The following is a 1,457-nucleotide window of genomic DNA, read 5'->3' as shown; positions in this document are numbered from 1 at the left end:
CTGGGCGGATTCAACCGGTCGTCGCAACACTTCATGTATGGCTCACTCGGAGAAATTCGTCGAGAGTTTCCGCTGGTGTTTTCCAGCCGAGGGTTTTCCGAGGTCTGGTGTTGAGTGCTAGAGCCACGGCCTCAAGGTCATCGACACTGTGTGCGCCAAGATCGGTACCTTTCGGAAAGTACTGTCGCAGCAGTCCGTTGGTGTTCTCGTTGGAGCCGCGCTGCCATGGGCTGTGAGGATCACAGAAGTAGACTTGCACGCCCGCATCGATCTTCAGGCGTGCGTGCTGAGCCAACTCGGCTCCTTGATCCCAAGTCAGAGACCGACGCAGTTGCTCGGGCATGGTGACGATCGCGCGTGCGATAGCGTCGCGCACCGCCTCAGCCCCGTGTCCGGCGAGTGCCGGTCCATTCTTCGCACGAACTTCATGAATATGGCCCAGCATGCGCGGCAGATGCAGCAGCATGGTAAATCGTGTGGTGCGCTCCACCAAGGTGCCGATCGCAGAACTTCCAAGGCCTACGATGAGATCCCCTTCCCAATGTCCCGGCACGGCTCGATCGGCTGCCTCCGCCGGTCGTTGACTGATCATAATCTCGGGAGAAACGAAGCTTCTGCCCTGCTTGCGCGTACGCGCCCTTGGCATCCGAAGCGCCCGTCCCGTACGCAAACAAGCCGTCAGTTCGCGGCGCAGCGCTCCTCGGCCTTGCACGTAAAGTGCCTGGTAGATCGCCTCGTGACTGATCCGCATCGTCTCATCCTCGGGAAAGTCGAGCCGAAGACGGCGAGAAATCTGTTCCGGACTCCACGCCGTTGCCCAGCGTCGGTTCTGCCGATGCACGGCCCGACGCCCCTTCCACACAACCTTCGGGCCGGCGACAGGCGTCCCGTCCTGAGTAGCGATCATACCGGCAAGCCTGTCTTGCACATAATCCCGCAGGATCGGGTTGACCGCCAACTTCGCCGGCTTTGGGCGTCGGGCGGATTGATCCGCGTGCCATTGAGCCGTCGTCGCTCGGTATTCCGGAGCGCCGTGGCGGCGGGCCGCATTGCGCCGGAGCTCACGGGAGATCGTGGATGGGGGGCGACCAAGATGACCAGCAATGGCTCGTACGCCGTGACCCTGCGCGCGCAAGATCGCGATCTCCTCACGTTCGGCGAACGAAAGATAGCGCCCTGAAGGAGGTTTTGACGATTGCGAGAAATGTGTTGGCGGCATTCCGCCGGCCCTCCGGAACCACCGCACTCCGACAACCGGCGAAACGCCGGCGTCAACAGCAGCATCTTCGCTCGAGCGCCCCGAGGCAATCGCCGCCCAAAACCGTCTGCAATTCTCCCGCTGTGCCTTCGGAAGCCGGCCTGGTGGTCGCGCACTCCGGCCCGAATCTTGTCCGTATCCATTCATCGCAACCTCCTTGGCTGAAGTGTTGCGACGACCGGTTGAATCCGCCCTGGGT

Annotated in this window: 1 protein-coding gene; it reads right to left on the bottom strand. The window is 62.0% G+C overall.

The annotated features are described in order from the left end of the window. Positions 1–31: 31 nt before the first annotated feature. Positions 32–1,405 (bottom strand): IS30 family transposase, encoded by a 1,374-nt coding sequence (locus tag JQ624_RS38310; protein WP_249130431.1) that lies wholly within the window; start codon positions 1,403–1,405, stop codon positions 32–34. Between the last annotated feature and the right edge of the window lie 52 nt (positions 1,406–1,457).

The sequence above is a fragment of the Bradyrhizobium sp. AUGA SZCCT0283 genome (genome assembly GCF_018130385.1).
Taxonomy (GTDB): Bacteria; Pseudomonadota; Alphaproteobacteria; order Rhizobiales; family Xanthobacteraceae; genus Bradyrhizobium.
The sequence above is the reverse complement of the archived record's forward strand: the minus strand, read 5'-3'. Positions and strand labels throughout refer to the sequence as shown.

Coding starts and splice junctions, on each gene's coding strand:
- JQ624_RS38310 (WP_249130431.1), bottom strand. CDS start 1,405: ATGAATGGATACGGACAAGATTCGGGCCGGAGTGCGCGACCACCAGGC.